The organism is Aeromonas sobria (assembly GCF_000820145.1).
In the GTDB taxonomy this organism is placed as follows: domain Bacteria; phylum Pseudomonadota; class Gammaproteobacteria; order Enterobacterales; family Aeromonadaceae; genus Aeromonas; species Aeromonas sobria.
This window is the reverse complement of sequence record NZ_CDBW01000032.1, coordinates 73583-100311: the sequence shown is the minus strand read 5'-3', so window position 1 is coordinate 100311 and position 26729 is coordinate 73583. Positions and strand designations below refer to the sequence as shown.

Annotated in this window: 22 protein-coding genes and 1 tRNA gene; 15 read left to right on the top strand and 8 right to left on the bottom strand. The window is 59.8% G+C overall.

Features of this window, described 5'->3' with window-relative positions:
• Positions 1-42 precede the first annotated feature (42 nt).
• Complete coding sequence (locus BN1135_RS14235) at positions 43-1449, top strand: nucleobase:cation symporter-2 family protein (RefSeq protein WP_042022194.1); 1407 nt, start codon at positions 43-45, stop codon at positions 1447-1449.
• A gap of 63 nt (positions 1450-1512) precedes the next feature.
• Here the strand turns inward: BN1135_RS14235 and BN1135_RS14230 are convergent, their stop codons facing one another.
• Both BN1135_RS14230 and BN1135_RS14225 read right to left on the bottom strand, forming a co-directional pair.
• Positions 1513-3309, bottom strand: a complete 1797-nt coding sequence (locus BN1135_RS14230) for a M3 family oligoendopeptidase (RefSeq protein WP_042022192.1) — start codon at positions 3307-3309, stop codon at positions 1513-1515.
• A gap of 124 nt (positions 3310-3433) precedes the next feature.
• The gene (locus BN1135_RS14225; RefSeq protein WP_042022189.1) at positions 3434-4354 is read right to left on the bottom strand and encodes a DUF808 domain-containing protein; all 921 of its coding nucleotides are present in this window, start codon (positions 4352-4354) and stop codon (positions 3434-3436) included.
• 250 nt (positions 4355-4604) lie between these two features.
• Here BN1135_RS14225 and BN1135_RS14220 point away from each other — a divergent pair, with 250 nt between their 5' ends.
• Positions 4605-5207 (top strand): DUF924 family protein, encoded by a 603-nt coding sequence (locus BN1135_RS14220; RefSeq protein WP_042022187.1) that lies wholly within the window; start codon positions 4605-4607, stop codon positions 5205-5207.
• Positions 5208-5275: 68 nt separating this feature from the next.
• Here BN1135_RS14220 and BN1135_RS14215 read toward each other — a convergent pair whose 3' ends face one another.
• The 5 genes from BN1135_RS14215 to BN1135_RS14195 form a co-directional block, all read right to left on the bottom strand.
• A complete protein-coding gene (locus BN1135_RS14215; RefSeq protein ID WP_042022185.1) occupies positions 5276-6895 on the bottom strand; it encodes a methyl-accepting chemotaxis protein in 1620 nt (539 codons plus the stop codon).
• Between the two features lie 104 nt (positions 6896-6999).
• Positions 7000-8259 (bottom strand): dicarboxylate/amino acid:cation symporter, encoded by a 1260-nt coding sequence (locus BN1135_RS14210; RefSeq protein ID WP_042022184.1) that lies wholly within the window; start codon positions 8257-8259, stop codon positions 7000-7002.
• A gap of 203 nt (positions 8260-8462) precedes the next feature.
• Positions 8463-8930, bottom strand: coding sequence for a CC0125/CC1285 family lipoprotein (locus tag BN1135_RS14205; RefSeq protein WP_223290140.1), 468 nt, complete (start codon positions 8928-8930; stop codon positions 8463-8465).
• Between the two features lie 239 nt (positions 8931-9169).
• A tRNA-Pro gene (locus BN1135_RS14200) sits at positions 9170-9246 on the bottom strand.
• A gap of 112 nt (positions 9247-9358) precedes the next feature.
• Positions 9359-10702: a dihydroorotase gene (locus tag BN1135_RS14195; protein ID WP_042022181.1), complete on the bottom strand. Its 1344-nt coding sequence runs from the start codon at positions 10700-10702 to the stop codon at positions 9359-9361.
• A 79-nt stretch (positions 10703-10781) separates the two neighbouring features.
• Here BN1135_RS14195 and BN1135_RS14190 point away from each other — a divergent pair, with 79 nt between their 5' ends.
• Complete coding sequence (locus tag BN1135_RS14190) at positions 10782-11657, top strand: 6-carboxytetrahydropterin synthase (RefSeq protein WP_042022178.1); 876 nt, start codon at positions 10782-10784, stop codon at positions 11655-11657.
• A 69-nt stretch (positions 11658-11726) separates the two neighbouring features.
• Here the strand turns inward: BN1135_RS14190 and BN1135_RS14185 are convergent, their stop codons facing one another.
• Positions 11727-13739 (bottom strand): methyl-accepting chemotaxis protein, encoded by a 2013-nt coding sequence (locus BN1135_RS14185; RefSeq protein ID WP_042022177.1) that lies wholly within the window; start codon positions 13737-13739, stop codon positions 11727-11729.
• Between the two features lie 251 nt (positions 13740-13990).
• Between BN1135_RS14185 and hinT the strand changes: the two genes are divergently transcribed.
• From hinT to tyrA, 12 genes are all read left to right on the top strand, one after another.
• Positions 13991-14341, top strand: a complete 351-nt coding sequence (gene hinT, locus BN1135_RS14180) for a purine nucleoside phosphoramidase (RefSeq protein WP_042022173.1) — start codon at positions 13991-13993, stop codon at positions 14339-14341.
• Positions 14341-15777, top strand: coding sequence for a COG3014 family protein (locus BN1135_RS14175; protein ID WP_042022172.1), 1437 nt, complete (start codon positions 14341-14343; stop codon positions 15775-15777). Before hinT ends, BN1135_RS14175 begins: the two co-directional genes overlap by 1 nt.
• 82 nt (positions 15778-15859) lie before the next feature.
• Entirely contained in the window at positions 15860-16258 is a 399-nt protein-coding gene (locus BN1135_RS14170; protein WP_042022171.1) for a YcfL family putative periplasmic lipoprotein, read from the top strand.
• Positions 16258-16854 (top strand): penicillin-binding protein activator LpoB, encoded by a 597-nt coding sequence (lpoB, locus tag BN1135_RS14165; protein WP_042022169.1) that lies wholly within the window; start codon positions 16258-16260, stop codon positions 16852-16854. Before BN1135_RS14170 ends, lpoB begins: the two co-directional genes overlap by 1 nt.
• Positions 16844-17701: a phosphotransferase gene (locus tag BN1135_RS14160; protein WP_042022167.1), complete on the top strand. Its 858-nt coding sequence runs from the start codon at positions 16844-16846 to the stop codon at positions 17699-17701. The genes lpoB and BN1135_RS14160 overlap by 11 nt, the downstream gene beginning before the upstream one ends.
• 3 nt (positions 17702-17704) lie before the next feature.
• The gene (locus tag BN1135_RS14155) at positions 17705-18562 is read left to right on the top strand and encodes a DUF6279 family lipoprotein (protein ID WP_042022165.1); all 858 of its coding nucleotides are present in this window, start codon (positions 17705-17707) and stop codon (positions 18560-18562) included.
• A gap of 95 nt (positions 18563-18657) precedes the next feature.
• The gene (locus tag BN1135_RS14150; protein WP_042022163.1) at positions 18658-19092 is read left to right on the top strand and encodes a hypothetical protein; all 435 of its coding nucleotides are present in this window, start codon (positions 18658-18660) and stop codon (positions 19090-19092) included.
• Positions 19093-19248: 156 nt separating this feature from the next.
• Complete coding sequence (gene secD / locus BN1135_RS14145; protein ID WP_042022162.1) at positions 19249-21051, top strand: protein translocase subunit SecD; 1803 nt, start codon at positions 19249-19251, stop codon at positions 21049-21051.
• Positions 21052-21202: 151 nt separating this feature from the next.
• Complete coding sequence (gene secF, locus BN1135_RS14140; RefSeq protein ID WP_082186803.1) at positions 21203-22120, top strand: protein translocase subunit SecF; 918 nt, start codon at positions 21203-21205, stop codon at positions 22118-22120.
• A 290-nt stretch (positions 22121-22410) separates the two neighbouring features.
• Positions 22411-23739, top strand: a complete 1329-nt coding sequence (gene glgC, locus BN1135_RS14135; protein WP_042022156.1) for a glucose-1-phosphate adenylyltransferase — start codon at positions 22411-22413, stop codon at positions 23737-23739.
• A 365-nt stretch (positions 23740-24104) separates the two neighbouring features.
• The gene (locus BN1135_RS14130) at positions 24105-25178 is read left to right on the top strand and encodes a 3-deoxy-7-phosphoheptulonate synthase (RefSeq protein ID WP_042022154.1); all 1074 of its coding nucleotides are present in this window, start codon (positions 24105-24107) and stop codon (positions 25176-25178) included.
• 124 nt (positions 25179-25302) lie between these two features.
• Positions 25303-26442 (top strand): bifunctional chorismate mutase/prephenate dehydrogenase, encoded by a 1140-nt coding sequence (tyrA, locus tag BN1135_RS14125; RefSeq protein WP_042022153.1) that lies wholly within the window; start codon positions 25303-25305, stop codon positions 26440-26442.
• Positions 26443-26729 lie beyond the last annotated feature (287 nt).

The window sequence follows — 26729 nt, the reverse complement described above, 5'->3', positions numbered from 1 at the left end:
TTGCCTGTGCCTGTTGTACAGGCTTCAAGGAGTGCTGTGTTCATGAACGAGACCAATCCCCCCTCCCCCCGACCGGGTGCGCGCAAGTACCCGGTGGATGAAGTGGAGCGCATGCTCCCCATGGGCCAGCTCTTTACCCTGGGCCTGCAACATGTGCTGGTGATGTATGCCGGCGCCGTGGCGGTGCCACTGGTGATTGGCGGCAGTCTGGGGCTGCCCAAGGATCAAATATCCTATCTCATCAGTTCAGATCTCTTCTGCTGTGGCATCGTCACCCTGCTGCAATGTGTCGGGATTGGCCGCTTTGCCGGGATCCGGCTGCCGGTCATCATGTCGGTCACCTTTGCCGCCGTGATGCCGATGCTGGCCATCGGTGCCAACCCGGATCTGGGGCTGACCGGCATCTTTGGCGCCACCATCGCCGCCGGGATCATCTCCACCCTGTTGGTGCCGCTGATCGGCCGACTGATGCCGCTCTTCCCCACAGTGGTGACCGGGGTGGTCATCACCTCCATCGGGATCAGCATCATGCAGGTGGGGATCGACTGGATGGCGGGGGGCAAGGGCAATCCGGAATATGGCAGCCTGCGCTATATCAGCACCAGCTTTGCGGTGCTCGCCTTCATCTTGCTGGTGACCCGCTTCACCAAGGGCTTTTTCAGCAATATCTCGGTGCTGCTGGGGATCATCTTCGGCTTCGTGGTGGCCATCGGTATGGGCGAAGTGAGCCTCGACAGTCTCGGCGACGCGGCCTGGTTTGCCCCCATAGTGCCGTTCGCCTTTGGTTGGCCCACCTTCGACCCTATCTCCATCGCCACCCTGACGGTGATCATGCTGATCACCTTTATCGAATCGATGGGGATGTTTCTGGCCCTTGGTGACATCGTCGGCCATCCGGCCAGTCGCGGCGACATAGTGCGCGGGCTGCGGGTCGATGCCATCGGCACCATAGTCGGCGGAGTCTTCAACAGCTTCCCCCACACCTCGTTTTCCCAAAATATCGGGCTGGTGAGCGTGACCGGGGTATCGAGTCGCTGGGTCTGCGTGATGTCGGGAGGGATCCTGCTCGCCTTTGGCCTGATCCCAAAAATGTCATTGATGGTTGCCTCCATCCCTCCTTTCGTACTGGGGGGCGCTGGCATAGTGATGTTTGGCATGGTGCTGGCGACCGGCATTCGCATCCTTGCCCGTGCTGATTACAACAGCAACCGCCACAACCTTTACATTGTCGCTATCAGCCTCGGTCTTGGCATGATCCCGACGGTCTCGGGGAACTTCTTCCAGCACTTTCCGGCGGCGCTGCAACCACTGGTCCATAGCGGCATCCTGCTGGCCACCATCAGCTCGGTGGTGCTCAACCTCTTCTTCAACGGCTATCAACCGGACCTGACCCACCAGACCAAACCATTGCTGGTCGGCCCGGTCAAACCGGAGCAGGAGCAGGCATAACAAACAGGCCCCCGGACACTCTCGTGGTCCGGGGGCCTGTTACTCACATCACCGCTCAGCCAATCAGGCGGGCAGCAGCTCGAAGCGTTCTACCGCCTGCGCCACCTGTGCCAGACTCCCCTGCCAGAAGGCGGCCTCACGAATATCCTGCCCCAGATGTTTGGCCACCAGATCTTCGGCGCTCATCCGGCCGGTATCGCGCAGCAAGGCGCGATACGCTTCGGCCACACCCTCTCCCCCCGCCGCCTTGCGGCTCATCAACTGCTGATAGACCCCGAGGCTAAACAGATAACCGAACAGATAGGGATAGTTGTAAAAACCCAGCCCCGCGATGGAGAAGTGCGCCTTGGCCGCCCAGAACATGGGGTGATAGCGGGTCAGGCTCCCCTCATACCAGCGCCCCCACGCCTCGTCGGTCAACGCCTTGAGCCGCTCTGCCGGCACATAGCCCTGCGCCCGCTCGGCAACCAAGGCCTGCTCGAAATCGAATCGGGCCGGGATATTGACCAGGAAGGTAGCGGCGCCATCGGCTTCCGCCCAGGCGATGGCAAGCTGCTCTTCCGGGCTTTGCGCCTGTTCAAACAGGGCACTGCGCACCAGGGTTTCGGCGAAGATGGAGGCGGTTTCCGCCAGCGTCATGGGGTAGCTGCGCTGGATCATCGGCAGATCGCGAATGACCCAGTTGTGCCAGGCGTGGCCCAGTTCGTGAGCCAGGGTAATGACGTTGTCCATGGTGCCGGCATAGGTGACGAAGACCCGCGGCTCCACCGGCGCGGCAAACTTGGTGCAGTAGGCGCCGGTGCGGCGATTTGGCGTGGGCGCCGCATCAATCCACCCCTTCTCCGCCATCATGCGGGCAAACGCCCCCATCTCGGGATCGAAACGGCTAAAAGCATCGGCAATCAACTCGATCGCCTCATCAAAAGGAATATCGCGGCTGCAGGCAGCCGGGGGCGGCGCAAAGAGATCCTCCGGCCCCAGCTCGTCGATACCAAGCCGCGCGGCCATCAATCCCAAGGCGCGCTGACCCAGCCCACGGGCCCGCCAGGTTTCGCTCATCAGGGCATCGAGGGTGGTGCGTTCGATATGGCTCTGGTGGCAGGAGAGATCCAGCGCATCGAGCAGCCGCTCACTACCACGCTGGCGAGCCAGCTCCAACCGCCAGCCGTTGAGGGCATTGAGGATGGCGGCGACCGTCTCCTGCTCCCCTTGCCAACCGGCACTGATGGCATCAAAGGCTTCAAGACGCAGGGCCCGCAGCGGACTGGAGAGCAGATTGCTCGCCTCCGCCAGCCCCATCTCGCGACCCTCAATGGTTAAGCGGATCTTGCCCACCAGATCGTTGTAGAGGTTGCCCCAGCCGTGCAGACCATCGGTGCCCAGACCAATCACCAGCTGCTCCGCCGCCACCGGCAGGCGCTGATCCTGCAAGCGACGCTCATGGCGCAAGCGGTACGCCTCCTCGCCGAGCAGCGGATCCCTCATCAGCGCGGCGAATTGATCTTCCGGCAGCGCCAGCATCAGATCGTCCACCGGCGCCAGCGTCTTGAACAGATCGGCGTTGAGGGCGCGGGCACGAGATGCCAGCTGTTTGGCCAGCGGATCCCGCGCATCCTGACTGCCGCGACACGCGGCCAGAATGGCGACATTCCAGCCGATATGCCGGATATCACGGGCGCGCAGCCGCACCTCCCGCAAAAAATCCAGCAGCGCGGCGTCATCGCCACGCACCCCGTCCAGACCCGCCATATAGCTGGCCAGCTCCCCCAGCGCATGGCGGGCGGCGTTCATGTCCGCTTCCAGCTCGGGGCTGTCGAGGCCCGGGTAGATATGGTCGTTATTCCACTGTTGTTGATACATAGCTTCTCGCAAGGGCCTTCATCGGGAGGCGCAACAGGCCTGCGGGCGCCGGACCCGAAGCCGAGCATCCCGCAGGCAAAAAAATGAAGAGAGGAAAAAAAGAGAAAATAGCCCGCAAGCTCACCTATCCCTTGGCCGGGGCAAGGCGGCTCACCAGCGTCATCACCGCAACCAGCAGCAGACCCGCCACCACACCGGCCACGGCGTTGAGCAGGGTTGGCGTCACCGCCGCCAGTACGGCCCCCACGGTGGGCAGAGTGGCAACAACGGCGGCTACGCCTTCAATCAGGTGATGGGCAAAAGGCCAGCCGTGCACCAGAATGCCGCCCCCCACCATAAACATGGCGATGGTGCCGACCAGTGCCAGCAGATGCATCAGACGGGGCGCCGTCACCAGCAGCCCCTGCCCCACCGCGCGGCGCAGGGCGCTGCCATCGGGCTTTTGCAGCAGATGCAGACCGATGTCATCGAGCTTGACGATCAGCCCCACCAACCCGTAGACCCCCACCGTCATCAGCAGGGCGATGCCAGCCACCACCGAGAGCTGCAGCGCGAGGCTTGCCCCCTGTACTGTGCCAAGGGCGATGACGATGATCTCGGCAGAAAGAATGAAATCGGTGCGGATCGCCCCTTTCACCTTCTGCTGTTCAAACGCGACCAGATCATCGGGAATGGGGGCTGTGTGTGCCTCCCCCTCGTTCGCCTCATGGGGCAGGAATTTGTGCGCCAGCTTCTCGGCCCCCTCAAAGCAGAGGTAGGCGCCCCCCAGCATCAAGAGCGGCGTGATAAGCCAGGGCACCAGCGCACTGATGGCGATGGCGGCAGGCACCAAAATAAGCTTGTTGCGAAATGAGCCCTTGGCCACCGCCCACACCACCGGCAGCTCCCGCTCGGCCCGTACCCCGGAGACCTGCTCCGCGTTGAGGGCGAGATCATCCCCCAACACCCCGGCGGTCTTCTTGGCCGCCATCTTGGTCATCAGCGCCACGTCATCGAGCACGCTGGCGATATCATCGAGCAGGGCCAACAAACTGGTTCCGGCCATATCAGAGATTCCTTATATCAGTGAGAACAACCCCGGGAGTGAGGTGTAGGTCCCGATAACCATCAGGGTCAGCAGGGCCACCTCATGGCGATCGCAGGCCATCATCGGCCGTGCCAAGAATCCGGTACTCGCCATCGGGGGTTACGTCTTTCGGGCAAAAGATGGCACAGTGTAACGAGAAGCCGCCACTTCGGCAGCACCCCTGAGCCATTTGATCTTGGTTCCCTCTGAATCACCTCAAGGAGTTCCCATGCAACCCTGGCAACCTCTGCTCGATCTCTGGTTTGGCGACGAGGCCGATGACGCTATTCGGGCCAAACGGCAAGCCCCCCTCTGGTGGGGAAAAAACAGCGAAACGGATGCCCTGCTGGCCAGCCGCTTCGGTGAGCTGGCACAGTCTGCGGCCGAGGGCAGCCTAGCACATTGGGCCGATATACCCAGCGGTCGGCTGGCGCTGATCCTGCTGCTCGACCAGCTGCCGCGCAATATCCATCGCGGCACGTCAGCAGCCTTTGCCCAGGATCCGCTGGCACGGGATCTCTGCCTGAAAGGGCTGGTGCTCGGGGCAGACAACGCCCTCTCGCCACTGGCGCGGGTCTTCTTCTATCTGCCGCTGGAGCATGCCGAATCCCGCGAACAGCAGGCCAGAAGCGTGGCCCTGTTCGAAGCACTGGCGGCAGAACAGACTGGCACACCGGCGCAAGAGACCTTCGCAGGATTTGCCGACTTTGCCCGCCGCCATCAAGTGATCATCGAGCGCTTTGGCCGCTTCCCGCACCGCAACGACATAGTAGGTCGCACCAGCACGCCGGAAGAGGCAGAATTTTTGCAGCAACCGGGCTCCGGCTTCTGACACCCGCCATATAAAAAATCCCCGCCAGATGGCTGGCGGGGAGAGCAGATGGACAACAATAGTCGGCGTTACTGAATGCGGTAGCGTGATATCTGCTGGTGGATGCTATCAGTAGTGACATTGAGCTCCTCGGCCGCAGCCGAGGTCTCTTCTGCTGTGCTACTGGTCTGCTGCACGACTTGAGCTATCTGCTCCACCTGATGAGCAATCGACTCGGCGGCCGCGCTCTGCTCGCGAATAGCGTTGGTGATCTCACCCACCTGATCCATGACCCGGTGCGAAGCACTGCGGATCTCGGAAATGATGGCGCCGCTCTCTGTCGCCATGGCGACCCCCTGACTCACCTTCTCCTCCACCAGATGCATCCGGGAGACTGTATTGTTCGACTCCTGCTGGATCGCCTCTACGGTGGCGGAGATCTCCTGAGTGGATTGGGCTGTGCGCTCAGCCAGTTTGCGCACCTCATCCGCCACCACCGCAAAGCCACGGCCGGACTCCCCGGCCCTCGCCGCTTCAATGGCCGCATTCAAGGCCAGCAAGTTGGTCTGCCCCGCCACATCACGGATCACGTTGACCACACCGCCAATGCGCGAAATGCCCTCACCCAGCGCAATGACCTCGGCCGAGGCCTGCCGGATCGAGTCGGCGATCTCGTTGATGGCATGGACGGTGCGATCGATGGTTCTGCCCCCCTCGGTCGCCAGCTGCCCTGACTCATTGGTGATACGACTCGTCTCCTGAGTACGCTGGGAAATATCGGTGATGCTGACCGTCATCTCTTCCACACCGGCGGCAATCAGACTGGTAGCATCATTGGCCTGACTGGCCGAGCTGGCCAGGTGTTGCGCTGCCTGAGAGAGTGATTCGGCAGTGCTCTTGATCTGCAAGCTGCCGACGGAAAATTCGGTAAATGTCTGCTGCAGCGTATCGAGCAGCCGGTTGACCGCATTGAGGGTCAGGCCAATCTCATCTTGCTGTTTCACATCCGCTCTGAGGGTAAAATTGAGGTCACGCTGGATCCGGGTCAGGGTATCCATAGCGGTGCGAAGGGGATTGGCCACCTGATTGAACAACCAGACAAACAGTCCCAACGTCAGCACTGTGGTAGCACCGGCGATAAACAGCAGTGTTTGCATGCTGTTGTCGTAGTTTTCCTTGCCTTGCGCCTTCAGTTCCAATCCCAAATCGATATTGAAGGTAACGTGAAGCTCAATCGCCTTGGCAAACTGCTGGAACAGTCCGTATGCCTCTCCCGCCAGCATGTCTCTTGCTTCATCATTTTTGTTTTGGCGGGAGAGCTGCAGAACCTTGTCTATCTCCAGATAATATTGCGCGACAATACGTTGATCATCGTCGGTCAGGCGCCGATCTTCATCATTGGAGAGCTGCTCGGCTTTGTATTTGTCGAGCAGTGAATTGATCTGTCCCCGTATCTCGGTAATACCCGTTTCGATCTGCTGCATCTTGCCGGTGTCGGTATTGAGCACATGTGTCTGCACCAGCGAGTGCAATTCATAGAAATCGGCCTGTACCTCCTTGATCAGCGAAATACTCGGCACCGTATTGTCCGTCACATAGCCTAAATCCCGGTTGGCCGAATCGAGGCGGTTGATACTGAACCAGCTGAGAAAAATGAGTGCAAGGATAACCAGCAGGGCTATCAGTTGCAGTCGGCGAGCGATATTCATAACCGTACACTCCAGATGGAAACTCTCTAGCAGTGTAGACGAGCCATATACAACAACGGCCCGCATTGGCGGGCCGTTGTTGTATATTTTTCATGGCTTTGTGATCAGGCCTTGACCGGTTCACTGTCACCCAGATCTTCGGTCTCACCCAAACTGTCTTCGGTCTTGGCAACCACGCTGGCGGCGATGGCGTTGCCCAGCACGTTGGTGGCGGAGCGGCCCATGTCGAGGAAGTGATCGATCCCCAGCAGTAGCAGGATGCCCGCTTCCGGAATATGGAACTGGTTCAGGGTGGCGGCAATCACCACCAGAGAGGCGCGCGGTACCCCGGCCATCCCCTTGGAGGTGACCATCAGCAGCAGCAGCATGGTGATCTGCTGGGCCATGGAGAGCTCGATGCCATAAGCCTGGGCGATGAACATCACCGCGAAGGTGCAGTACATCATGGAGCCGTCGAGGTTGAAGGAGTAACCCATCGGCAGCACGAAGCTGGCGATGCGCTTGTCACAACCGAACTTCTCCAGACGATCCAGGGTTTTCGGATAGGCGGCTTCAGAGCTGGCGGTAGAGAATGCCAGCAGGATGGGTTCGCGGATCATCGCCAACAGCTTGATGACGCGACCACGCAGGAAAATGCTGCCCATGGCGATCAGCAGCAGCCAGAGGCAAGCCAGCGCGATGTAGAACTGGGCCATAAAGCTGCCGTAGGTCACCAGAATACCCAGCCCCTCTTTGGCCACCATGGCGGCGATAGCACCGAATACCGCGAACGGCGCAAAGTTCATCACGTAACCGGTCACTTTCAGCATGATCTCGGCGGCGCTGGCCATCAGCACCACCACCGGCTTGGCCAGATCACCCAGCGCGGCAGCAGCCAGACCAAAGAACAGCGAGAACACCACGATCTGCAGGATCTCGTTGGTGGCCATCGCCTCGACCACACTCTTGGGAATGGCGTGGGTCACGAAATCTTTCAGGCTAATGGCACCGGCCGCAATTCCTGAACTGGCGGTGTCATTGGGCAGGGAGAGGGAGAGACCCACACCCGGCTGCATCAGGGTCACCATCACCAGACCCAGGCTCAGGGACATCAGGGAGGCCAGCATGAACCAGCCGAGGGTTTTTGCGCCGATGCGACCGACAGTGCGGGTATCGCCCATCTTGGCGATGCCGACCACCAGAGTGGTGAACACCAGCGGGGCGATGATCATCTTGATCAGTCGCAGGAAGATATCGGTGAGGATGGTGATGTTATTGGCAAAATCCGCCGCCTGATCTGCGGCAAACATGCGATAGCCCTGGCCGGTTAGGATGCCAAACATCATGGCGATGAGGATGGCAACCGTCAGTTTATTCATTTTCATGGGGGAGTCCCGGGTTTGATTGGTGCAAGCCGTAAACAATGGCGTGGGAGCCACTACAGTCCGTTTTTGTGATCCGGGCCGTTGATTCCTGGCGGCCGGTATGCTGGGAGAATGCCTAAAAGCAGGGGCTAAATCCAGAGGCTTCACTAGAATTTTATGCTGTCATTAGGTGTATGTGATATGGATCTTGCAAAAAGCCACTATTAATCACTGCTTGTTTTTATTTCTGCGAGATATTTAGCAGACAGACTCTGCTGATCGACAGCCTGTGGCAACAAACGGAAAGTGAGCAGCGCCGAGATACGGTGCTGCACCTGCATCTGGGCCATAAAGAGATCAGGCTCATCCTCGTCAAAACCGAAGACCGGCCGTGACGGCGTCACGCTGACGGCATCACGGGTAATAGTCAGCTCATCGACCTTGAGCCAGGAGTAGCCCTCTGCGAGCGCCAGCTCCCCTGCCCGCTTGAGCACATATTTGCGGGCGGTCTCTCTGTCCACCAGATCGTTGCCGACAAACTCCAGCTGCCACTTGTCCGGACCAAGCCGGGTCTGGGAGAAACCGGTCTGGCCATTCCAGAACGACTTTTCACTCTGGTAAGGGGTGGCGCAGCCCCCCAGCAGCAGGGTGAGCATCAGCAGACAAACGGCTTTTGACAGGAGAGCAGGCACGGAGGACCTCGGCTGGGATGTGGGCAACGTAGTCGTTACTACAGCACAAACCCCGGTGGCGGCACAATCACAGTGCCGGTTTCCTCTGCCCGTATCCTCTATCTGTGTCCTCTACTCGTCTGCTCGACTCGACCCGCCGCTCCTGCCTCCCTTGTCTGCGCCAGTCTGGGCCACACAGGCGCCGAATTGCGCGCAAAAGAAAAGGCCTTGTCGTTTGACAAGGCCTTTACCGGGGAATTTGGTCGGTGTGAGAGGATTCGAACCTCCGACCCTCTACACCCCATGCAGATGCGCTACCTGGCTGCGCTACACACCGACGGAGTCAGCTCGGCTGACGGGGGCAGAGTTTATGGAGATGACCCCGCCCTGTCAACAAGGAAAAGAGAGCAAAACCCCGTCTATGGTGCGTTCGCTTGCTTTACGAACGATCAGCGGTTAAAGGTCAGCCGCTTGCCTAAAATCCCGTCACTGACCTGACCGTTCTGCCAGGCGATCTGGCCGTTCACCAGGGTCATCTCCACCGTGCTATGGAAGCGGTAGCCGTTGAAGGGCGACCAGCCACAGTGGTATAGGATGTTGTCATCGTTGACCACAAATGGCTTACCCAGATCCAGCAGCACCAGATCGGCGAAATAACCCTCGCGGATATAACCGCGATCCTCGACCTGGAAGCGCTCGGCCACCGCGTGGGAGGTCTTCTTGACGATGGTCTCCAGACTGAACACGCCGTTGTGATAGAGCTCCAGCAGTGCCTGCAGGGAGTGCTGCACCAGCGGAATGCCAGACGGCGCCTTGAAGTAGCTGTTCTGCTTCTCTTCCCAGGTGTGGGGGGCGTGGTCGGTGGCGATGATATCGAGCACATCATTGCGCACCGCATCGAGTAGCGCGTGTTGATCGGCGGTACTCTTCACCGCCGGGTTGCACTTGATCTGGCTGCCCAGGGTGTCGTAATCGGTGTCGTTAAAGAACAGATGATGGACACACACCTCGGCGGTGATGTTCTTGTCTTTCAGCTCGCTCAGATCGTGGCTGGCGGTAAACAGCGACAGCTCCTTGGCGGAGGTCAGATGCAGCACGTGCAGCTTGGCGCCGTACTGCTTGGCCAGCGCCACCGCCATGCTGGAGGATTTGTAGCACGCCTCGTCACTGCGAATGCGGCCATGCTCGCCCATCGGCACATCCTCGCCCCACTTGGCCCGCGCTGCCTCTTCGGCCTTGGCGATGGTCGGGGTGTCTTCGCAATGGGTGACGATCATCACCGGACAGTCGCGGAAGATAGCCGCCAGGGTCTCCTGATTATCCACCAGCATGTTGCCGGTCGAGGAGCCCATGAACACCTTGACCCCGCAGGACTGCTTGGGATCGAGCCGTTTGATCTCTTCAAGGTTGTCGTTGGTGGCGCCGAGATAGAAGCTGTAGTTGGCCGCAGAGGAGTTGGCAGCGATCTGGTATTTGGCTTCGAGGGCATCAAGGGTCGTGGTCTGGGGATTAACGTTGGGCATTTCCATGAAACTGGTGGTGCCACCAGCGACGGCGGCCCGGGATTCACTGGCGATGGTGCCCTTGTGGGTCAATCCCGGCTCCCGAAAGTGGACCTGATCATCGATCATTCCGGGGATAAGGTGACGCCCTGCGGCATCGATGACCAGCGCATCCGGCGCCTCGATATCGGGTGCAATGCGGGCAATCCGTTCCCCCTCGATCAACACGTCGGAGGCATAGATGCGGCCTTCGTTGACCAGGGTGGCATTCTTGATAAGCAGTTTGTTCATGGGGGGTTCCAGTTCCTTTGCCGATAATCGCGAGTCATAATATCGCAAACTGCCCTTTCGCTATAGCAAGGCCTGACTGATGAAGTTATTTGTAAGAGATTTGACCGTGATCGACTCCAGCTACCTGTGCGAACGCCGCGGCATGGTGGGCGAGAGCTGGCTGGTAGATATCGAAATGAGCGGTGAGCTCAACGAAATGAGCATGCTGCTGGACTTTGGCCGGGTAAAGAAGCTGATCAAGTCGATCATCGATGAAGAGGTGGATCACAAGCTGCTGGTGCCGACCGAGTGCCCGCTGATCCACATCGAGACTCTGGACGGTGACGAAAGCACGGTGGATCTGCTGCGCCCGGAGCGCTCCATCCACCTGCGCTGCCCGACCCAGGGCTTTGCCTTTATTGAAGCCCCCCAGGTCGATAAAGAGTCGGTAACCCGCTACCTGCTGGCGGTACTGGCCAAACGGCTGCCGGACAATATCAAGGATCTCTCTCTGACCCTGCGTCAGGAGGTGATCACCGGTGCCTTCTACCACTACAGCCACGGCCTGAAAAAGCACGATGGCAACTGCCAGCGCATCGCCCACGGCCACCGCTCTCCCATCGAGATCCACGTGGATGGTGAGCGCGATGATGAACTGGAACTCAACTGGGCCGAACGCTGGAGCGATATCTACCTCGGCACCGAAGAGGACAAGGTGGCGCTGACCGAGCTGGCGTTGAGCCCTCGCGCCAATACTCAGCTGGGTGATCACCATCTGGGTTTCAAATATGTGGCACCGCAAGGGCTGTTCCAGCTGGCCATTCCCGCCGCCGAGGTGGAGATGATCGACACCGACACCACGGTCGAGCTGCTGGCCTGCTACATCGCCCGCGAAGTGAAGCAGATGGTGGGCGATAAATTCGTCAAAATTGTCGCCTATGAAGGGGTCGGCAAAGGCGCTATCGCCTACGCATAAGCGCTCAGCTAACCCCATTAACAACAAGGCCCTGCATCTGCGGGGCCTTGTTTTTTAAGTTCCGACTCATCAGGCGATGAGGCGAAAGCGCTTGACCAGGCTCTCCTGCTGCTCGGCCAGGGAGTCCAGCTGCTGGCTGGTCGCGGCCACCCGCTCAATCCCCTGATAGTTGAGATCCGAGATATCGGAGATGCGGTTGAGGTTGGTGGCGATATCGGCGCTGGTGGCCTGCTGCTGCTCGGCGGCAGAGGCGATCTGGCTCGACATGTCGCTGATCAGCACCACGATCCCCTGCACCTCCTCCATGGCGTTGTTGGCATGAGAGCTCTGATCCACACAGCTGTCCATCTCGCGGGAGCACTCTTGCATCACGGTCACCGCCTTGGCAACCCCCTGCTGCAGGTTCTCGATCATGGTCTGGATCTCGCTGGTGGATTGCGCGGTGCGACCCGCCAGACTGCGCACCTCGTCCGCCACCACCGCAAAGCCGCGCCCCTGCTCGCCGGCCCGCGCCGCTTCGATGGCGGCGTTGAGGGCCAGCAGATTGGTCTGCTCGGCGATGCCGCGAATAACATCGAGGATATTGCCGATCTGGCTGCTCATGGCGCTCACATCGCCAATCACCTTGCCAGTCTGCTGCAACTTGCCCGCCAGTTGATGGGTGGTGGTGATGTTACCCGCCATCACCTTGCGTCCCATCTCGGAGGCCTTCTCCACATCCTGCACCCGCTCCAGGGTCTGGTTGGCCGCCTGCGCCACTTCACGCACCGAGGCCTCCATCTGGGTCATGGCCGCGGCGACCGAGGCAGTCTCCTGCCGCTGTTTCTCCAGATCCGCCCGCACCAATTCGGTGGTGTGACGGTTGCCATGAGCGGCATCGTTGAGCTGGGTCGATGCCTGTGAAAGCTGGGCCAGCACCTCCCCCATCTGGGCGATCAGCAGGTTGATCTGGCTAGCCAACTGACCAAATTCGTTGTTGCTGCGAAAACCGATGCGCTGGGTCATATCGCCCTGGGTCACACAGGTCAGTACCTGCAGCAGCTCTTTGAGCGGACGGCGTATGGCCTTGCCCAGGGTGTAGGCCACCAGCATGGCGATCAGGATGGCGACCACGATGCTGGCCCCCTGGGTCAGGGTGCTCTGGCTCTGCACCGCTCTGGCGTGCGCAATGCTCTGGCCCATCAACTGCTGGCTCTGGCCGGTGATCCGCTCAAGCCGGTTCTGGATCTCGACAATGAGAGCACTGGCCTGCTTGCTCTTCTCCCGCATCTGCTCTTGCTGCTTCATCAGCGCCAGATATTGGGAGAGTACCCCTTCGCTGGCGGTGGTGTCACGCACAAAGCCGTGAACATAGTGGCCCATGTCGTTGTCGAAATTCTTCAGCTCCCCTTGCAGATCCTTGATGGTGCTGTTGAACCCTTCGATCTGCATCTTGTTGCGCTTGAGCGCCCCTTCAATGGGTGCCGGAATGGTCTGATTGAGGGCATCCATGGTGGAGAGTTCGATGGCGGAGAGCTTGGTGGTCAGGGTCTCGGAGAGCATTTTGATGAAGCTGTCGTCGATGGTGATCATCATGTCACCCAGATTCTTCTTGAACTGGGGCAAGCTGACCTGAAACTGCCCCTTGGCCAGATTGACCTTGTGCAGTCGGGCCAGCAACGCCTCGTGTTCACCGGGCAGGGTGTCGGTCAGTTGCAAATAGCGGTCGACCTGTTGGCCCAGGGCCCCCATCTCCCCCTGCAACTCAGGATGATGAGCCAGCTGCTGGCGCAGGGTGCCTAGTATCTTGTCGACCTCGGCCTTGGCCTGTTTTAACTCCGCCACCTCGGTGGGCAACAGCTTGGGATCCTGCTCGGTGAGCACATCCCCCAGCCACTTGTTGGCGCTGAGCAGGGCGATCTGGGTCTGACTGCTGGCGATCACCAGCGGCATCGACTGCTGGGTGACCTGATCCAGCGCATTCCCCAGGGTCTGCTGACTACGAAATGTGAGCAGTGAACTGGCCACCATCACGGCCACTAAAATAGCGAAGCCCAGATAGACGCGCTGCAAAATGGAGAGATTTGACATGGTTTGTTTCATTATTGTCCCGCTGTATATGCAAAAGTCCCTTGCCTGAGTACCCCGTCCTTTTGATACCCTGCAGACCACCCTGAACAGGCAGTGCAGATGACGTCCCTCCGGCTATCGGTATTTTTAACAGTAACTGAAGGGAATTAGGCATTGGCGGTGTCAAATGTCGGCTTGTGTCACACTTGCTGAGCGACTCGCCTCCTGTCGGGAGCCTCTCGGGGCTAAAATTCAATTTTCTTTTTCATATAAGGGAGTTAGCAATGGCGAATGAAACCATTTTCAGCAAAATTATCCGCAAAGAGATCCCCGCCGACATCCTTTATCAAGACGATCTGGTCACCGCATTCCGGGATATCCAGCCCAAGGCCAAAACCCATATCCTGATCATCCCCAACATCCTGATCCCCACCGTCAACGACGTGGAAGCTGAACATGAGCTGGCTCTTGGCCGGATGTTCACCGTGGCCCGCAAGCTGGCAAGCGATGCGGGCATCGCCGAAGATGGCTACCGCCTCATCATGAACTGCAACCGCCACGGCGGGCAGGAGGTCTACCACATCCACATGCATCTGGTCGGCGGCCAGCCGCTGGGGCCGCTGCTCAGCCTGTAATGAAGCGCCACCTCGCAACCTGCCGCAGCGCCCTGTTGCTCTGCGGCGCCCTGCTGTTGCTGGGGGGCTGTGCCTCCCGCTGGCAGGATATGTTCGTCTCCTACTCCGATCAGATGGTGCCCCTGCGCAACCAGCTGTTGCTGGGCCATGCCGCCGAGGCACTGCCAGAGGTGCGTGACTCCACCCTCGGGGATGACACCTTTGTACTGGATCGTCTGGAACAGGGGCGCATCGCCTGGCTCGCCGGGCAGGATGCGGGCAGCAAGCAGGCGCTCGCCGCCGCCGACAATCGTCTGTCATGGGAGGATAGCCAAGCCGAATATCGGCTGAGCCAGGGGCTGGATCAAGTGGGCAGTCTGCTCACCAACGATCAGTCGATGGCCTACCGTACCCCCGATTACGAACGCACCATGCTGCACCACTATCTGGCCCTCAACTACCTGCAACGAGGCGATGCTGATGGCGCCCTGGTGGAGGTGCGCCGCGCCAATCAGGTGCAGGAACAAGCCCTGAAACGGCGAGCCGACGAGGTGCGCAAGGCGAAAGATGAGAGCGAAGAGGCCGAGGCAGAAGGCGAGATGCGCCAGCTGATGTCGCGCGGCGCACCGGATCTCGACCGGCTGATCGGCAAGGTCAAAAACGGTTTTCAGAACGCCTACACCTTCTATTTTTCAGCCGTGCTCTATGAGGCGGCCGGAGATCTCAACGATGCCTGGGTCGACTATCAGCGCGGCTACCAGATAGCGCCGGACAACCGCAGCCTGCAAGATGCCTTGCTGCGACTGGCGCGGCTACGTGGCTCACCGGACGAGATCCGCGCGACCGAAAAAAAGGTGGGCCGCAAGGCGCCGCCGCTTGCGAAAGATCAAGGCCAGCTGGTGGTGCTGTTTGAGGATGGTTTGATCCCGGCGCGGCGCGAGCTGTTCCTGCCGCTGCCCATCTCCACCTCTCGCGGTGATTTTCGCACCTTTACCGTCGCCATCCCTTATTACGATAATCGGGCCAGTGACACCGGACCGCTGACGGTGGAAGTCGGAAAACGGGTCGAGCAGACCAGCGAGCTGGTGCGACTGGAAGCGCTGGCGGCCAAAGATCTGCAAGAGCGGCTGCCGGGCATGCTGACCCGTCAGGCGCTGCGACTGGTGGCCAAGGAGCAGATGCGCCACACCGCCGCCAAAGAGGGGGGCGATGTGGGCAATATTCTGGTGGGGATCTTCAACACCCTCTCGGAGCGGGCCGATACCCGCAGCTGGCTGACGCTGCCGGCACAGGCCGCCAGCTGGCAGGGAATGTTGCCGGCAGGCAGCGTTCAGCTCACCTTGGGCGCGGGGGCGGCGCAGCGGCAATTGCCGCTCACCATCCACAAGGGACGCACCACCCTGGTGTGGGTACAGCGCCTCGGGGCCGGTCTGACCACCCGGGTGATGCCCCTTTGAACAAAGGGCCAAAGCAGATAAACGAGACGATTAACGGGCAAGCTCAAACGCTACCCCACTCACCCCAATTAAGGAGAGCAAGATGAAAGCATACGGGTTGGCCCTCGGGCTCGCGCTACTGCTCAGCGGCTGCGCCACCAATACCTCCGGCATTGCGCTCTATGGCCCGGCGGGCGGCGCACCCACGCTGGAGCAGCACCAGAATGTCAATGTCACTCTGACTGAGCTGAGCCGCCGCCAGCAAAACGGCCTGCTGCAGGTCAATGTGGCCGCCGCCAGCACCCAGCGCGGCGATAACAAGCTGCAATACATGTTCTATTGGTATGATGAGGCCGGTCAGGAGGTCGCCAGCGATGGCCGCGGCTGGACCCCCATCAAGCTGCATGGCTATCAGACCCGCACCCTCTCTGCCCTGGCACCTAGCCCGGCGGCGCAGGGTTACCGGATTTACGTACGTGAAGTGATTGAGGAATCCAACTGATGAAAATGAATCACGCCCTGCTGATCCTGACCGGCACCCTGCTGCTGGGGGGCTGCTCCAGCACCACCGTCAGTTATGGCGATCCCACTGAAACCGAAACCGTCACCGTCGATTACGGTTCAAGCGATCTGCAGGCCATCGCCGACAAGATGGCGGACTCCATGCTCGCCTCTCCGGCCACCCGCGAGATCACCGCAGGCGGTCGTCCGGTGATGTTTATGGACTCTATCCGCAACAAGACCTCCGAGCACATCGATACCGAAGCCATCACTGACACTATCCGCACCAAGTTGCTGCGATCTGGCACCTTCCGCTTCGTCGACATGAGCAAGGTGACCGCCGTCAAACAGCAACTCGAATACCAGCAGAGCAGCGGCATGGTAGACCCAGCCTCCATGGTGCGGCTGGGCAAGCAGACCGGTGCCCGCTACATGGTTTATGGCAACCTCTCCAGCATCGTCAAGGACAATGGCAAGGTGAAGGATGTCTACTACCAGATGACCATGAACCTGATGGATCTGCAAAACGGCGAACTGCTGTGGGCCGATCAGAAAGAGATCCGCAAACAGGCGAAGAAATCCACCTTTGGCTGGTAACAGGCTCCCGCTGAGCCACGGCCCTGATTCCCTGCTGGCCAGCCTGCCCGCTCCCTGGCGGGACGGGCTGCTGGAGCCCCTCGGGACGGGCCTCACCAACAGCAACTATCGACTGCGCCTCCCCTCGGGGCGCAGTTACTTTTTGCGTCAGGGCCACCCCGATCCGCTGCGCCTTGGCATCGATCGCCTCACCGAGTGGCAGCTTTATCAGGGGGCGATGGCCGAAGGGCTGGCGTTGCCCTGCCACTGTGGCGATCCCGCCAGCGGCCTGATGCTGATCGAGTGGTGCGATGAGCCCAACTGGGCCCACGCGGCGCCAGCGGCAGCCGAGCAGCCCCGCCTGCTGGCTGAGGTGCTGCGCAAGCTGCACCGCCTGCCGCTGCCCACGGTGGTGATGGCGGTGCGGGCTCATGCGGCGGGCTATCGCGCCCGACTGGCCCATGTCCCCTGCTGGCTGCCCGCGCTGGAGCGGGGCCTGCTCGCCAGCCGTGAACCCCATGATTGCTGGCGCCCTTGCCACCACGATCTCAATCCGGCTAACTTGTTGGGAAGCAAACCCTGGGTCATCGACTGGGAGTATGGCGCGGCAGGGCATCCCGGCTTTGAGCTCGCCAGTATCCAGCGCACCCATGAGTGGCCCGCCGAGCGGCGCGACGCGCTGGAGGCGCACTATCTGCAGGCACTGCCTCGCCACCAGTGGCCCGATTTTCAGAGCGAGGCTTTTTTACCCTGGGTCGACTACATCGGCCTGCTCTGGGCCATGCTGATGGCCGAACAACAGGCCTCACCCGACGATTCACCTGACTATGACACCCTGATCGCCATCAACCGGCAACGACTGGAGTAACAGATGATAAACAAGGTGCGCTGGCACAAGCCGAAAACCTGGGGTCTGCTACTGATCGGCCTGCTGCTGACCGGTTGCTCCACCCGGGTGATCTACTACTGGCTCGATACCGCCATCATCTGGCAGCTGGATGACTACTTTGCCCTCTCCTACTCGCAAAAGGATCTGCTCAGCCGCGAAGTGAAGGGGCTGATGGCCTGGCACCGCCAGCACGAGCTGCCCCGCTACGCCAGGGATCTCGACGCGCTGGCCAAAGCCATTGCCAGCCCCATGACCCCAGCGCAGATCTCGACCAATCTGGATGCGGTGCAGCAGAGTCTGACCCGCACCCTGGAGAACACCATTCCCCGCGCGGTCAGGCTGGCGCGCACCCTGAGCGACGATCAGGTCGCCCGCTTCATGACCGATCGGGTCAAGCGGCAACAGGAGCGGCAACACGACTTTGCCACACAACCCAAAGAGCAGATGCTGGCGGAGTTTCGCGACAAGATGAACAAGCGGCTGGTGTTCTGGATTGGCGAGGTGAAACCGGCACAGGCGCCGCTGGTGGCCCAGTGGGCCGAGTGGCAATACGAGCTGATGCCCCCCTGGCTCGATTTTCAGGAGTCCTGGACCCGGGAGCTGGACAGGCTGATGAAGCAGCGCCAGAGTCCCGACTTTACCCGTGAGCTGACCGATCTGCTGGCCGAGGGGGATGGCCTGATGGATGGCCGCTTTACCGGCTATACCGAGCAGTCGCGTCAACGCACCGTCAACTGGTTGAGCGACATGAGTCAGTCACTGGATCTCGCCCAGCGAACTCATCTTTACAGTCTGCTCAAGGGCTACGCCCGCGATTTTGACCAGATGACCGGCCGCTGAACCCCCTCATCCATCAAGGACTCATCGGGCCACAACCTTGTTCTGGCCCGATGAGTGTGGTAGCTTGCCTGCTCTCTTTTTGTGGAATTCACTGCTTGCGCCTTATCGACAAAGCCAAACTGGTGCTGGTAACCCTGGTTATCACCCTCACCCTGCTTTGTTCCATCACCCAGATGGAAGGCTCACTGCTACCCACCTTTTCGCACAGTGAACCGCAACAAACTCTGGTGTTCAATCAGGCTAGCGACAGCGATGAGGGCATCATCAAGTTTGTCGCCAGCCATCAGAATCACCTGCTGCGGCTGGAACAATCCCTGCGCAGTGACGACCAGCCCAAAGAGGTGGTTTACGAGCTGATCCAGAGCTGGTCTACCCAGGCCATCCTGTTGCTGTTGCTCGGCTGGCTGATACTGGCCGCCCAGATTTATCACCAGCGCAGCTTTCGCGATCGCTTTTGCACCATCCATCGACACCGGTTGCACCGCCAACACCTGCAATACCGCTTCAGTCAGAGCGTTCTGACCGCCTGACCCCGAGGGGTTTGGCAGCTATTTCTCGCACACCTCCTCTTCTGTTACGGGCTGCACTTCGGTGCCATCCCGCCTTGAACGCATCTTTTTTTTGCGCCCGGCCGAGCCGTTATGACACGGGCCTGCGCTCCATTCTCCTGACAGAGGCTATTTGGCATGAGAAAAATCAATCGCACCGTTCTCAATCGCATGAGCAAGTGGCAGTACGCGCTGCTGCTGTTGATGCTGTTGACCTTTACCTTTTACTCCCTGCCCACCTTCTTCGGTGAGCAGCCCTCCCTCGGCCTGCACGGACAGCAGAGTCTGACCTCCCAGCAGCAGATGCTGCTGACCGACAAGCACCTGACGCCGGTCAAGGTGATCGAGCAGTCTGAACGGGTCGAGCTGGTCTTTGCCAGCCAGGGCGAACAACAGCGCGCCAAGCAGTTGCTGGAGCAGCAGGGCCTCGACAGCGCGGCGCTGACCCTGGAGTTCCACTCCAACGCGCCGGGCTGGATCACCCGCCTCGGTGCCGATCCCATCAAGCTGGGGCTGGACCTGCGCGGCGGCTCCCAGCTGCTGATCGGGGTGGACGTGGATTTTGTCATCGATACCCAGACCAAGAATCTGGTGGATACCCTGCGTACTCGCTTCCGTGAAGCCAACCTGCGCGGCGCCAGCGTCATACGCAGCGCACAGGGCGCAGTGGCCGTGACCCTGCCGGATGTTGCCGAACAGGAGAGCTGGCTCTCTATCATCAAGGAGAGTGCCGGTACCCGTCAGGATCAATGGAAGCTGACCCGCTCCGGCAATGACCTGAAGCTGGTGCTGAGCGACGCTGAGCGCACCCTGCTGGTCAACAACGCCGTGACCCAAAACCTGTCGATCCTCAAGAAGCGGATCAACGAGCTCGGCATTGTCGAAGCCTCGGTGGTACGTCAGGGGCAAGATGGTATCCGCATCGAGCTACCCGGCGTCCACAACCCCAAGCAGGCAAAAGAGGTGATCGGTGCCACCGCATCGCTGGCCTTCTATGAAGCCAAAGCAGACAGCCACTTCTATATCGCCGATCGCAGCGGCCAGGCCATTGGCATGGCACGCAAGCCGGTACTGACCGGCGAGCACATCGTCGATGCCCGCGCCAACATGGGCGAGATGGGCCAGCCTCAGGTCAATATCGTGCTCGACACCCTGGGTGGCAGCAAGATGAACCAGTTCAGCCGCCAGCATGTGGGCAAGCCGATGGCGACCGTCTTCACCGAATACAAGACCAATACCCAGGGCAAGCTGCGGGCCCAGAGCGAAGTGATCAACGTCGCCACCATCCAGACCGCCCTTGGCAACCAGTTCCGCATCACCGGTATTGGCAGTCTGCCAGAAGCGCAAGAGCTGGCCATGCTGCTGCGTGCCGGCGCCCTCACCGCTCCCCTCAAGATCCTGGAGGAGCGCAGCATAGGCCCCACGTTGGGGATGCAGAATATCGAGGCAGGTTTCACCGCGCTGGCCTTCGGCATGGCGGGCATGATGCTGTTTATGATGGCCTGGTACCGCAAATTCGGCTGGGTTGCCATCACTGCGCTGGTCGCCAACCTGTTGATGCAGGTGGGGATGCTGGCGGTGCTGCCGGGGGCCGTGCTGACCCTGCCGGGGATCGCCGGTCTGGTGCTGACAGTGGGCATGGCGGTGGATACCCATGTGCTGATCTTCGAGCGGATCAAGGATCGCCTGCGAGAAGGTGGCTCACTGGCCAACGCCATCGACTTTGGCTATCGCTCGGCCTTCCACACCATCTTCGATGCTAACATCACCACCCTCATCTGCGCCGTGGTGCTCTACTCCATCGGCTCCGGTCCGCTGCAGGGCTTCTCGGTCACCCTTATTCTGGGTCTGCTCTCCAGCATGATCACCGGGATCTGGGGGACGCGCGCCATCATCAACCCCCTGTGGGGACGCAGCAGCGAACGCACCCTGAAGGTGTAACGGGACAGCAGTCCCTCTGATGAGCGGCTTTGGCCGCGCCATCGGCCATGGATATGGCCGGGGCGTGCCGGAGCAGAACCATGTTCCCCGACGTGTTGCGACACGTCGTGACAGGCCAACAGCCTCATGCTGGGTGGCCAAGGAGAGAATTATGTTGAGAATGATCGTTGCAATGGGATTGACTCGTTGGCGTTATATCGGCCTGTGGGCCTCTATCGCCCTGACTGTGGCCAGCATCGCCATCTTGCTGGTGAATGGCCTGACTCTGGGGCTCGACTTTACCGGCGGGATCCTGCTGGAGTTCAATATCCAGACCCTGAAAGAGGCCCATGATCTCAATGCCATGCTGGTCTCCCCGCTGGCGGGTGCCGTGGAACTCAGCTCTGCCGGTGTACCAGGCGAATGGCTGATCAAGTTGCCGCCCCATGAACTGCCCTGGCCCGCGGCGGATCTCGCCACCATGCTGACGCAGCAACTGGGGATGCCGGTTGAACTGCTGCGCACCACCATCGTCGGCCCGCAGGTGGGTGCCGAGCTGTTCCAGCAGGGGATGCTGGCAGTGCTGGTTGCCTCTATCTCAATGTCTGCCTATCTGGCGTTTCGCTTCGAGTGGCGCCAGGCCATCGGCATTCTGCTCTCGGTAGTGCATGACGCCATCGTAGCGCTGGGGCTGCTCTCCCTGTGCCAGATCGAGTTTGACCTCAACATCATCGCCGGTTTGATGGCGGTGATCGGCTACTCCCTCAACGACAGCATCGTCATCTCGGACCGACTGCGGGATCTGCTGAGCTCGCGCACCCAGATGGGGATCCACGAGTGCTCTGATGTGGCCATCAAGGCAACCTTCAGTCGCACCATGATCACCTCGGGCACCACTCTGTTTACCGTGGGTGCCCTGCTGTTGTTTGGTGGTGACGCCCTCTACGGTTTCTCCTTCACCCTGTTCGCCGGCATTCTGGTGGGTACCGTCTCCTCCATCACCGTCGCCTCGACCGTGCAGGAGCTGCTGGGTCTCACCCCGCAGGCATACCAGAAGAAGAGTGAGGAGCCACTGGCCAACGCGGCCTGACCCTAGCTAATCAGGCCCGGCTCACCGGGCCTCAACTAACCGAGCCCCTGCCAACCATTGGCAGGGGCTTTTTTCCATCTCGCCCGCCAATCTCTCGCCGCCCCTTTACCGCTCGGCTCGCCTCAATTGACAACTGACCATATTGAAAGCAATTACGGTTCAACCCGTCATTTTTAATAACAAAAAGGTCATTTTATTACGGAGAAAGCCGCAATTTTGTGACTGAAAGCACTTTCTTGAGGGCTCAAAAGAGGCAACATTGTAGTGATTTATCTACAAAGGGATATGAGATGTTGTTACAACCTGCCAATACAGCAAAATCAAGACAGTTGCTGAACGAGACCATGGCTTTGGTTCTCGCCGGAGGGCGGGGCAGTCGCCTCAAGCAATTGACCGATAACCGCGCGAAGCCTGCTGTTCATTTCGGAGGTAAATTCCGCATCATCGATTTCGTACTCTCCAATTGCATCAACTCCGGCATTCGTCGCGTTGGCGTCGTGACCCAGTACAAATCCCACAGTCTGCTGCGCCACCTGCAATCTGGCTGGTCTTTTTTGCGCTATCAGATGAACGAGTTTATTGACCTGTTGCCTGCCCAGCAGCGGGTTGACGAAGTGAGCTGGTACCGTGGTACCGCCGATGCGGTCTACCAGAATCTGGATATCATCCGCGATCACGCCCCCAAATATGTGGTAGTGCTGGCTGGCGATCACATCTACAAGATGGATTACGCCGCCATGTTGCTGGATCACGTCAACATGGGTGCCAAGGTGACTGTCGCCTGTATTGAGGTGCCACGCAGTGAAGCCAGCGCCTTCGGGGTGATGGCGGTGGATGATGATCGCAAGATCAACGCCTTCGTCGAAAAACCGGTCAACCCACCGGCGATGCCGGGTAAAGCTGACACCGCGCTGGCTTCCATGGGCGTCTATATCTTCGATGCCGAGTATCTCTACCAACTGCTGGAAGAGGACCTTGCCAACGCGCAATCTCATCACGATTTCGGCATGGATGTGATCCCGCGGGTGGTCAGTGAAGGCACCGCCTACGCCCATCCGTTCGGGATGTCTTGCGTTGGCTGCAGCCCTGATCGCAAACCCTACTGGCGCGATGTGGGCACCGTTGACTCCTTCTGGGAAGCCAACATGGACCTCGCTTCCGTCACCCCGGAGCTGGATATCTACGATCAGGATTGGCCCATCTGGACCAGTCAGAACATGACCCCTTCCGCCAAGTTCGTGCAGGACAAAAACGGCCAGCACGGCATGACCATCAACTCCATGTTCTCGGGCGGCACCATCGTCTGCGGCTCCTTTATCCTGAGTTCGGTGCTCTTTACCAATGTGCGGGTAGAGTCCTTCTGCACCCTGGATCAGGCCGTGATCTTCCCGGGTGTGGAGATCGGTGCCGGTTGCCGACTGCGCCGGGTGGTGATCGACAAGGGATGCAAACTGCCGGAAGGCATGGTGATCGGTGAAAATGCCGATGAAGACGCCCGTCGCTTCCACCGCTCCGAACAGGGGATCGTGCTGGTCACTAAACCCATGCTGGATGCACTGGCTAAACAGGAGCAGGCCAGCGACAGCATTACCGATGCCAAGCAGCCGGTATCGGCATAACGCCAGCCAACCCTTCTCATCACACTGCGGGAGCCAGATGCTGGCTCCCGCATTTTTTTGCCCATAGCGGTCCCCCCCATACCGACATCCCCCGTAGCCACTCAGCGAAGATGCGGCTGACATAAGCACCAAAGTGTAAATAAAAAAATACAAACCATGTTCATAGAAAGGTAAGTATCGCACTCCCCACTCCCTGAACGATGGGGTAACCATATAAAAACAGCTAAAAATGATTACATATCAACATTTACACTTGAATATCGAGGGTGAGTTGGTATCTTGTGGCCTCGTGCAACGAATTCGCACCACCGTAAATATTTAATTACACACACTGACCAGCCGCGCCGCTGGCGAGGTACCCAGCAATGCAACGAGATCCCCTGAACAACATCCATATCCAGTCTGAACAAGTGATGATCACCCCTGCCCAGCTCAAGGAGAAATTACCCATCTCCGATCAGGCGCTGGCCTTCGTGCAAGGGGCACGAGCGACGATCGCCGACATCATTCACCGCCGCGATCACCGCTTGCTGGTGATCTGTGGCCCTTGCTCGATCCACGACATGGACGCCGCCAAAGAGTACGCAACCAGACTCAAAGCGCTGCATGACGCCTATCAGGACTCGCTCTACATTGTCATGCGGGTCTACTTTGAGAAGCCACGCACCACGGTCGGCTGGAAAGGCTTTATCAACGACCCGAATCTGGATGGCACCTTCGATGTAGAGCTGGGACTGCACCGTGCCCGCGAACTGCTCTGCTGGCTGGCTGAGCTGGAGTTGCCGCTGGCGACCGAAGCGCTCGATCCGATCAGCCCGCAATACCTGGCGGAGCTCTTCTCCTGGTCTGCCATCGGCGCCCGTACCACCGAATCCCAGACCCACCGGGAAATGGCCTCCGGTCTCTCCATGCCGGTCGGTTTCAAGAATGGCACCGACGGCAACCTGGGTACCGCCATCAACGCGCTGCAATCAGCCTCTTCTCCTCACGCCTTTATGGGGATCAACCAGCAGGGTCAGGTCGCTTTGCTGCAGACCCAGGGCAACCCGGATGGCCACGTGATCTTGCGCGGCGGCAAACATCCCAACTACGACTCGGTCAATGTGTCGCTGGCGGAAGAGGCGCTGGAAAAAGCGGGCCTGCTACCCGGTCTGGTGGTGGATTGCAGCCACGGCAACTCCAGCAAGGATCACCGTTTGCAGCCCAAGGTGGCCGACAACGTCATCCACCAGATCCAGGAAGGCAATCGCTCCATTATCGGGGTGATGCTCGAATCCAACCTGTTCGAGGGTAGCCAATCCAGCGAGCAGCCCAAAGAGCAGATGCGCTACGGGGTTTCCATCACCGATGCCTGCATCGACTGGGACACCACAGCCGCGCTGCTGGATCGATGCCATCGGGAGCTGGCCACCCCGCTCAACCGCAGAACTGCACGATAAGTCGTGCTATCTTGTCGTAACCTATTGAACAACCTGGGTATCACTGGCTGTAACACGCAGTGATACACAAGTTGCATCTTGAATCACCAGGTGCCACTACCCGCGGTACCAGCAGGGACTGGATATGGCTGAAGAGTTGAATGCCCTCAGGGACAAAATTGATGTGGTGGACAAGCAGCTGATTGATCTGCTGGCCGCCCGTCTGGCGCTGGTGGGAGAAGTGGGTGAGGTGAAGAGCCGCCACGGCCTGCCCATCTATGCACCGGATCGGGAGGCAAGCATGCTGGCCCGCCGCCGCGCCGAGGCCGAACTGCTGGGCGTACCCGGCGATCTCATCGAGGATGTGCTGCGCCGGGTGATGCGCGAATCCTATATTCTCGAATCGGCCAGCGAAAAAGAACACCACTTCAAATGCATGAAGCCGGACCTTGGCAAGATTGTCATCATCGGTGGTCAGGGTCAGCTTGGTCGGCTGTTCGGCCAGATGTTTGGCCTCTCTGGCTACCGGGTCGAGACGCTGGAACAGGGGGACTGGCCGCGCGCTGACGAGATCCTCGCGGACGCCGGTCTGGTGATGGTGGCGGTGCCCATCGACATCACCTGCCAGATCATCGACCGACTCGGCAACTTGCCAGCCCACTGCCTGCTGGTGGATGTCACCAGCGTGAAGGCGGCGCCGCTCGAGCACATGCTGGCAGTGCACCAAGGGCCGGTGCTGGGGCTGCACCCCATGTTCGGGCCGGATGTGGCGAGCCTCGCCAAGCAGGTGATTGTCAGCTGTCAGGGCCGCGACCCCGCCGCCAGCCAGTGGCTACTGGATCAGATGACCATCTGGGGCGCCCGCTTGCAACAGGTGGAAGCCAAGGCCCACGATGAGGCCATGACCCTCATCCAGGCGCTGCGCCACTTCGCCACCTTTGCCTATGGCTGGCACCTCTCCCGGGAGCATGCCAATCTGGATCGCCTGCTGAGTTTGAGCTCCCCCATCTACCGGCTGGAGCTGGCCATGGTCGGGCGACTGTTTGCTCAGGATCCCCACCTCTATGCCGACATCATTTTGTCATCGCCGCAGAATCTGGCGATGATCCGCCGTTACTACCAGAACTTTGGCGAAGCGCTGGGGCTGCTGGAACGGGGGGACAGAGCCGGCTTTATCGACGCCTTCTCGCAAGTTTCCGGTTTCTTTGGCGAACATGCCGACCAGTTCCTGCGTGAAAGCCGCATGCTGCTGGCCCAGGCCAACGACCGCCGCCAGCACGGCTGATCCCGCCAATAGGGGCATCGGAGCCCAAACAAACGGTAAAAGGGAAGGTGCCTGAGCATCTTCCCTTTTTATTTGTTACTGATTTAAACATGGGCTTCCACCTCGCTCGGCTGCACGTCGAGTGCCCAACTCTGACTGGCTTCAATTCCCTCCTCCCAGCTTTCCATACACAACCATCCAGCATGGTGCTCCCATACATATCAGCGCAGATAGCGCCGCATCCCCTTGCAAGGGATGCCAGATACTCACAGGCCAAACCAAGCTACACGGTGCAGTTCACGTCACTG